A 7,725-nucleotide genomic window follows, 5' to 3' on the forward strand; every position below is an offset into this window, starting at 1 on the left:
GGGTATGTCGGACGCATTCTGGGCAGCGCGCGAGGGTGACGCGCTGATGCACACCTCGATGATGGCCGATATCGTCGGGGGCGTGCTGGAAGTGGCAGCCAACGTGGCGATCGGCGCACTGGCCACCGCGGCCGTTGGCGCAGCGCTGGGCATCACCGTGGCTACCGGTGGACTGGGCTGCTTCGTGCTGGGTGCCGCAGTCGGCCTGGTGGTCGGCGTGGCCATGGCCAAGAGCGGTGCCGATACCGGCCTGAGCCGATTATGCGACGGCATCGGCAACGCGCTTTTCCCGCCTTCGGTGCAGGCGCACATCGCTACCGGCTCGGGCAACACCCACACCAACGGCAAGCCTGCCGCCCGTGCAGCAGGCATCGTCACCGGGCCGGTGGGGCCGGCAGCGGACGCCTCCGGCCAACCAGCGGGCGAGGAGCCGGAAGAAAGCTTCCTGGACATGGCCAAGGGCTTCTTCTCCCAAATGTGGCGGCCGACCGTGGCGACACCGGCGCCCAATACCCAGGAAGCGGAAGACGACAAGATCCTCTGCGACAAACATCCGGCGATGCCGCCGCAATATCTGGCCGAAGGCTCCAGCAAGGTGCTCATCAACGGCCACCCGGCCTGCCGTAGTGGCGATCGCAGCACCTGCGAGGCGGTAGTGGTGGACGCTGGCGAGATTTCCAGCAACGTGCGCATAGGCGGCGAGCCCATCGTGGTGCGCGAGATCCGCAGCGGCAAGACGCCCGGCATCGGCCTGGCGATCACCGCGCTGATGCTGCTGCGCGGGCGCGGCGGCAAGTTCTACAGCAAGTTCGGCTGCATGCTCATCGGTGGCGTCACTCAGCTGGTCACCAGCCAGGTCACCAGCGCCCTCACCTCGGCCATCGTCGGCTCGCCCAACCCGGTACATACACCGACCGGCGCCAAGCTGCTCAATGGCGAGGACGATCACGACTTCGACCTGCCGGCCCTGCTGCCCATCACCTGGCAACGCTACTACAACAGCCACGGCCAACGTGAAGACGGGCTGCTGGGCACCGGCTGGAGCGTGCCGTACGAGGTCTACCTCGAGCTCAAGACGCACACGCAAGGTGGCGAAGAGCTGGTATTCGTCGACGAGCAGGCCCGGGCCATCGAAATGGGCAGTATCGTGCCAGGCGATGCGGTCTATAGCGCGGCCGAAGGCTTGAGTGTGCGTCGCGACCACAACGGCGAGGTGTTGATCGAGGACCGCGACGGCCGCTACCGGTTGTTCCAGCCCTCACCCGCCAATCCCACGCGCCTGCGTTTGAGCCAGATCGGTGATCGCAACGACAACCGCCTCTTTCTCGATTACGACGACAGCGGACGGCTACGTGGGCTACGCGACACGTTCGACCAGACCGAAGCGCTCTTGAGCTACGACCCGCAATGGCCGCAGCGCCTGAGCCAGATCGAGCGGCGCCTGACCGACGCGAGCGTCGAGCCACTGGTGAGCTACGGCTACGACGGCGCTGGTCGCCTCGCGCAGGTCAAGAATCGCCACGGGCAGGTCACGCGCCGCTTCAGCTACGACACTGGCGGACGCATGGTCGAGCACCAACTGCCCACCGGTTTGAGTTGCTACTACCAATGGGCGCAGACGGCGGATGGCTGGCGAGTGATTCGTCACTGGACGGATGCAGGTGATGAGTACAGCTTCGAGTACGACCTGACAGCGGGCATCACACGCGTCACCGACGGACTGCAACGGGTCACCACACGCCACTGGAACGACCAGTACCAGATCACGGCCTACACCGACGCCTTGGGGCGCACCTGGCGTTTCGACTGGAACGCAGACCGGCAACTGCTCGGCGCCAGCGACCCGGACGGCGGACGCTGGTCGTTCAACTACGACGAGTCCGGCAACCTCAGCGAGACCTTCGACCCTCTGGGCCGCTGCGTGTCGACGCAGTGGCTGGAGCATTGGGCGCTGCCCCGCTCACGCATGGACGCCGCCGGCCACTGCTGGCGATACCACTACGATGCCCGTGGCAACTGCATCCGCGAGACCGATCCGCTCGGCCAGACGACCCATTACCGGTATGACCCACACGGTCAGGTGATCGAAATAACCGATGCTGCGGGTCGGGCCAAGCAGTTGCAGTGGACCGACTTCGGCGCCCTGCGTGCCCTGACCGACTGCTCCGGCTACACCACGCGTCTGGATTACGACCACCGAGGTCATCTGGCAGCGCTCATCGACGCCCACGGCGAACGTACCGACTACCAGCACGATGCGTCCGGACGACTGGTGCAGGTGCGCCTGCCCGACGGCCGCACTCAATCTTTCGACTATGCCGTGGGCGACCGGCTGGCTCGTCATACCGACACTGCCGGCCATCAGCGTCAGTTCCAGTACGATGCGCGCGGCCAGTTGCGGCAGTTGGTCGATCCCTTGGGCCGTACCGTGGAGTACCGCTACGACCTGTACGGCCGATTGCTCAGCCTGACCAACGAAAATGGCGAGCAGTACCGCTTCACCTGGGATGCCGCCGATCGTCTGGTCGAGCAGCGGGACCTGGACGACAGCGCCAAACGCTATCACTACGACGCTCTCGACTGCCTCTCGCGGCTCGACTACCTGCCCGGACCGCACGGGACCGGCCTGGCGCTGGTGTCCCCGACGCCAGCGGCCGTGATCAGCCATTTCTTCGAGCGTGATGCTGGCTGCCGGCTGCTGGCCAAGGTGACCGACGATGGCCGTACGGAGTACCAGTACGACGCCCTAGACCAACTGCTGCAGGCCTGTTTCACCGACAACCAAGGCAAGCGCGAGACCGTCGCGTTCGCTTTCGATGCCCTCGGCCAGCGGACCCAGGAGCAGGGCAGCAATGGAACCCTTCATCACCGCCATGACGCACTGGGCAATCGCCTGCAGACCTTGCTGCCGGATGGGCGTACGCTCAACCAGCTGTACTACGGCAGCGGCCATCTGCATCAGGTCAACCTGGACGGCAAGGTCATCTGCGATTTCGAGCGCGACCGCCTGCACCGTGAGGTGCTGCGCATTCAGGGCGGGTTCGAGACGCGCAGCGAGTACGATCGCGCCGGCCGCCTTCGCTCGCGCCTGAGCCACCCCCGAACAGTACCCCGACGTCTGCCCGCACCGTTGCAGCAACGCTTCGAGTACGACCTGGCGGACAACCTGGCCGTGCGCTTTCGGCAGAGTCCCGAAGGTATCGTCCAGCAACACCTGCAACACGATGCCAACGAGCGAATCGTCAGTAGCAGCCAGCCCCATGCTGCGCTACCCGACGAAGTCTTCGCCTACGATGCCGCCGCCAACCTGCTCGATACGCCGTCGCTGGGGTGGGTACGGCATAACCGCGTGCTCACCTATCAGGACAAGCGCTATCGCTACGATGCCTTCGGCAGGCTGATCGAAAAGCGCAGCGCCAGGCGTGGCCTACAGCGTTTCGCCTACGACGCCGAACACCGCCTGATCGAGGTGCGCAGCCACAACAACGGCCGCGAGCGGATCGTGCGCATGACTTACGACCCTCTGGGCCGGCGTATCGAAAAAAGTGAACACGACGAGACGGGACGCCAGTTGGGCCTTTCGCGTTTCGGCTGGGATGGCTATCGCCTGCTGGAGGAAGTCCGGCATGGCCAGCACAGCCTTTACCTCTATGACGACCAGGACAGCCATGAGCCTCTGGCGCGCGTTGAAGGTGTAGGCGCTCACCAGCGGGTGCATCACTACCAGAATGACCTCAATGGCCTGCCGGAACGCCTGAGCGACGACACCGGCCAATTACTGTGGCAGGCCCAGTACCAAGTGTGGGGCAATACCGTCCAGGAAGTTCGCCAGGACGGCTTGGTCCAGGAGCAGAACCTGCGCATGCAGGGTCAATACCTGGATCGAGAAACAGGCCTGCACTACAACACCTTCCGCTTCTACGACCCGGATATCGGCCGCTTCACCCAGCCTGATCCGATCGGCCTGGCGGGCGGGCTGAATCTTTATCAGTACGCCCCGACACCGGCAACCTGGATCGATCCGCTAGGGTTGGAGGTCTGCAGGCTGAATAAAGAGGACATGGCGAAGCTGGATGAGACCAAACCGACCAACATGGTCCGGCCACATCGCCATCATATCGTTCGCGAGTATGCACCGAGGAACTGGAAGCAGGAAAATCGCGACTACATCCTCAATGCCCAGGCGATCATGAGGAAGCACAAGATCGACCTGAATACGGACTTGAGGAATTTCACCTGGGCGGAGAATGGCCGTGGGACGCACAGCGTCGCTTCGGCCAGGAAAGTCTTCGAGCGCCTGCAGAAAGCCGATGCAAAAGGGACGCCGGCCGTGGAGCGAGCGCTCGCCAGATTGGGCAAAGCCTTCACAGCGGGAACGATCAACAAATGAACGAAGCGCAGAAACTCTACGAAAAGCATGAAACCAAACTTGATCGACTTTATGAAGACATCGCTGAAGGCAACGTGGCGAAGGTGGTCGCCTTTGTACAGAAGTTTCCTGACCTGCTGACTCTGCTCCGCTACGGCGAGGGCGATGAAGAAAGCTTGTTGCATATGGCGGCCAGCGCCAGCCAGACTGAAATCTGCGCCTTACTGCTCGACGCAGGCCTGGATCCCAATCTCACCTGCCTGGACGATGGTCACTCCACCGCATTGGAGTTGGCAGCCAGCGAGGGCGATCTGGCAACGTGCAAATGCCTGTTGGACGCAGGTGCCTGGCCAGACGGCTCGCCCTGGAGCGTGCGCCCGCCCCTGTACGCAGCCGCCCAAGGTGGCCACGACGACGTGGTGACGCTACTGCTTCAGCGAGGCGCACGCCCCGACCGGCTGCACCTCTACCTCAACAGAAGTCCTCTGGACGCCAGCCGTGTGTGGGGCCACCCAAGCACCGAGCGGCTGCTGCAGGACAACGGCGCCCACGGCACGCAGGATCCCGAGACCGGCGTCGAAGACAGTGCAGCGCAGACCCTGGTCAACTTCGTCGACCAGACCCTCGGGCACGTGCTGCCCACTGCCTTCTCGCCCCCCACCAATGACTCGCGCATCGACCTGCACATCAGCCTGATCGACGGCAAGACCACCCACAAGCTCTTGTTCACCACTGGCCTGTACCAGGCCGCGCCGATGACCGAATTGTGCCTGTGCCTACCAGGCGAGTGGCCCCTACCGCAGGCCGGAATCCCCGACGATGCGGCACGACGCTTTCCGGTCAGCCTGCTCGAGCGCCTGGCCGCGCTCACCTTCGAGGAAGCACCGCTGAGTGAGGGCACATTGATCCTGCGCAGCGACCCGCGCTTCGCCGACCTGGCCTGGCCCGAGAAAACCGACGCCTTGCTGACGGTCGACAAGCCCTGGAGCAAAGCAGCGGACAGCCGAACGCACACGCCGGACAGCGTTTACCTGCTGACGCTGGCTCCGGTGGCCTTCAAAAAGTGTCCGACCGGCAAGGCCTTGACCTCACTGATCGAGCGCAAGCGCAAGGGCAGCTGGAAGACACTGGCCCTGGTGTTGCCAAATCCGTAGCGGTGGACTAGTGCCATGTGACCCACAGTATCGCTTCGGCAAGCAAGGTTTTCGAGCGTCTGCAAATGGCCGAAGGCAGGCTACTCAAGGTAGTGGTGCAGTCACTCGCCGAGCTGGTCAGTGCCTTGCCCGTACTGGTCAGCAAGGCAGCACCGAGAAAGGTCAATACGAGGACATGCGGCAAATGACGACATCCGAACAATGGAAGGCCATCCGCGATGCGCTCGAAGCGTATGAGTCAGGCGAGGCGCTCGATCCGCTGCTTGAAAAAGCCGGCTTGGCCCCTGCGAGCCAGACGATGTCCCATGATCAGGTGGTGCAGTGGCTGATGCAGGAACACGCCAAGGCCGATAAAGCGCACATCGTCGCGCAGTTTCTCCAAGGCGTGGAAACCAACCAGGCGCATCTTCGCGCTGGCCTTTCCGCGCTGGCAAGCGCGGCCCACTTCCCGAACCACCCCTTCAGCGTTGACAACCAGCTGAACTGCCAGGTATGCGGCGCCTTCGAGCAGATGGACATCGACTTCGTGGCATTGAACCAGACGCGCTATCTGTGCGGCAGCGTCCTGGGGGGCGATATCGCCGAGATGGCGTTCTTCCTTCAGGAGGCCAGTGCCCTGCCCAGCCAGCCGTCCGCGACGCTGCCGCTCACGGCTGGCATCTTCGACATGATCCGCCACTTGCCGCCCATCGCCAGACCCAAGGACATGCTCAAAGCGTTACGCAAGCTCAAGGGCGTGAAGATGACCGAAGAGGAAGCACGCAGCTTCATTGAGTTGCTGGGACATTGCGGCATTTTGCAAACGCCTGAGCACCCAGGGCTGTTACAGCGCTTCACCAATCAGGGCTTGGCGCCCAGCAGCTCGCGCTCATCGGACTGGAGCTATCCGGTGGACTTCTGGAAAGGGGAGTACGGCATCGACTCCGAGGCGATGGCATACTGTTTCGGCGAATATCCCGAACTGTTAGCGCGGTAGCTCCACACGCAAGCCCTGGCCTGGCCCAGGGTTTCGCTCAGACAGTGTTACTGTTCACCATGAAGGCCGTCTTCGTCCAAATATGGGTTGTCGATATCTGTTTAATAGCCGCTGAAGCCGAAGGTCACGGAATGGTCGGCGGCTCTCCATCACATGTAAAGCGAGAGGGTGAAGTTGTATCTATCAGCGTTCAGTTTCAGCCTATCGATATCCTTCAAGATCATCAGGTGCCGGTGAAGCATTCAGGCAGCAGGCGCGAATTGTCGTATTGCAGGACCGGCAACGCGTACGAGATCGTTGGCTGCGTTTTGGGGTATACGTTATTACTCCCTTGGACGAAGCCTTCATGAGGGGAAAGTTTTAGACATGAACGAAGCGCAGAAACTCTACGAACAGCACGAAACCCAACTTGATCGACTATATGAGGACATCGCAGAAGGCAAAGTGGCGGCGGTGGTCGCCTTTATCCAGAAGTATCCTGAACTGCTGACTTTGCCGCGGTACGGCAACGGCGATGGACCTAGCTTGTTGCATTTGGCAGCCAGCGCCAGCCAGACTGAAATCTGCGCCTTACTGCTCGACGCAGGCCTGGATCCCAATCTCACCTACCTGGACGATGGTCACTCCACCGCATTGGAGTTGGCAGCCAGCGAGGGCGATCTGGCAACGTGCACATGCCTGCTGGACGCAGGCGCCTGGCCAGACGGCTCGCCCTGGAGCGTGCGCCCGCCCCTGTACGCAGCCGCCCAAGGTGGCCACGACGACGTGGTGACGCTACTGCTTCAGCGAGGCGCAGGCCCCGACCGGCTGCACCTCTACCTCAACAGAAGTCCTCTGGACGCCAGCCGTGTGTGGGGCCACCCAAGCACCGAGCGGCTGCTGCAAGACAACGGCGCCCACGGCACGCAGGATCCCGAGACCGGCGTCGAAGACAGTGCAGCGCAGACCCTGGTCAACTTCGTCGACCAGACCCTCGGGCACGTGCTGCCCACTGCCTTCTCGCCCCCCACCAATGACTCGCGCATCGACCTGCACATCAGCCTGATCGACGGCAAGACCACCCACAAGCTCTTGTTCACCACTGGCCTGTACCAGGCCGCGCCGATGACCGAATTGTGCCTGTGCCTACCAGGCGAGTGGCCCCTACCGCAGGCCGGAATCCCCGACGATGCGGCACGACGCTTTCCGGTCAGCCTGCTCGAGCGCCTGGCCGCGCTCACCTTCGA

The 7,725-nt window shown here is 62.9% G+C and carries 4 protein-coding genes and 1 pseudogene; 4 read left to right on the forward strand and 1 reads right to left on the reverse strand.

Features of this window, described 5'->3' with window-relative positions:
* Window positions 1–4: 4 nt before the first annotated feature.
* The 3 genes from Q6A47_RS05865 to Q6A47_RS05875 all read left to right on the forward strand — a co-directional run bounded on the left by Q6A47_RS05865 (window position 5) and on the right by Q6A47_RS05875 (window position 6,499).
* Window positions 5–4,390, forward strand: coding sequence for an RHS repeat-associated core domain-containing protein (locus Q6A47_RS05865; protein WP_304483504.1), 4,386 nt, complete (start codon window positions 5–7; stop codon window positions 4,388–4,390).
* Window positions 4,387–5,523: an ankyrin repeat domain-containing protein gene (locus Q6A47_RS05870; RefSeq protein ID WP_304483506.1), complete on the forward strand. Its 1,137-nt coding sequence runs from the start codon at window positions 4,387–4,389 to the stop codon at window positions 5,521–5,523. The genes Q6A47_RS05865 and Q6A47_RS05870 overlap by 4 nt, the downstream gene beginning before the upstream one ends.
* A 175-nt stretch (window positions 5,524–5,698) precedes the next feature.
* On the forward strand, window positions 5,699–6,499 hold the full coding sequence (locus Q6A47_RS05875; RefSeq protein WP_304483508.1) for a hypothetical protein: 801 nt from the start codon (window positions 5,699–5,701) through the stop codon (window positions 6,497–6,499).
* 176 nt (window positions 6,500–6,675) lie between these two features.
* Here Q6A47_RS05875 and Q6A47_RS22940 read toward each other — a convergent pair.
* Window positions 6,676–6,785: pseudogene (locus Q6A47_RS22940) on the reverse strand (OprD family outer membrane porin); the annotation flags it as partial.
* An 80-nt stretch (window positions 6,786–6,865) separates the two neighbouring features.
* On the opposite strand from Q6A47_RS22940, the gene Q6A47_RS05880 reads away from it, so the two are divergent.
* The coding region (locus Q6A47_RS05880; protein WP_304483509.1) for an ankyrin repeat domain-containing protein at window positions 6,866–7,725 on the forward strand (860 nt) is incomplete at its 3' end.

Origin of the sequence: Pseudomonas boreofloridensis (assembly GCF_030580795.1) — a bacterium.
In the GTDB taxonomy this organism is placed as follows: Bacteria; Pseudomonadota; Gammaproteobacteria; order Pseudomonadales; family Pseudomonadaceae; genus Aquipseudomonas; species Aquipseudomonas boreofloridensis.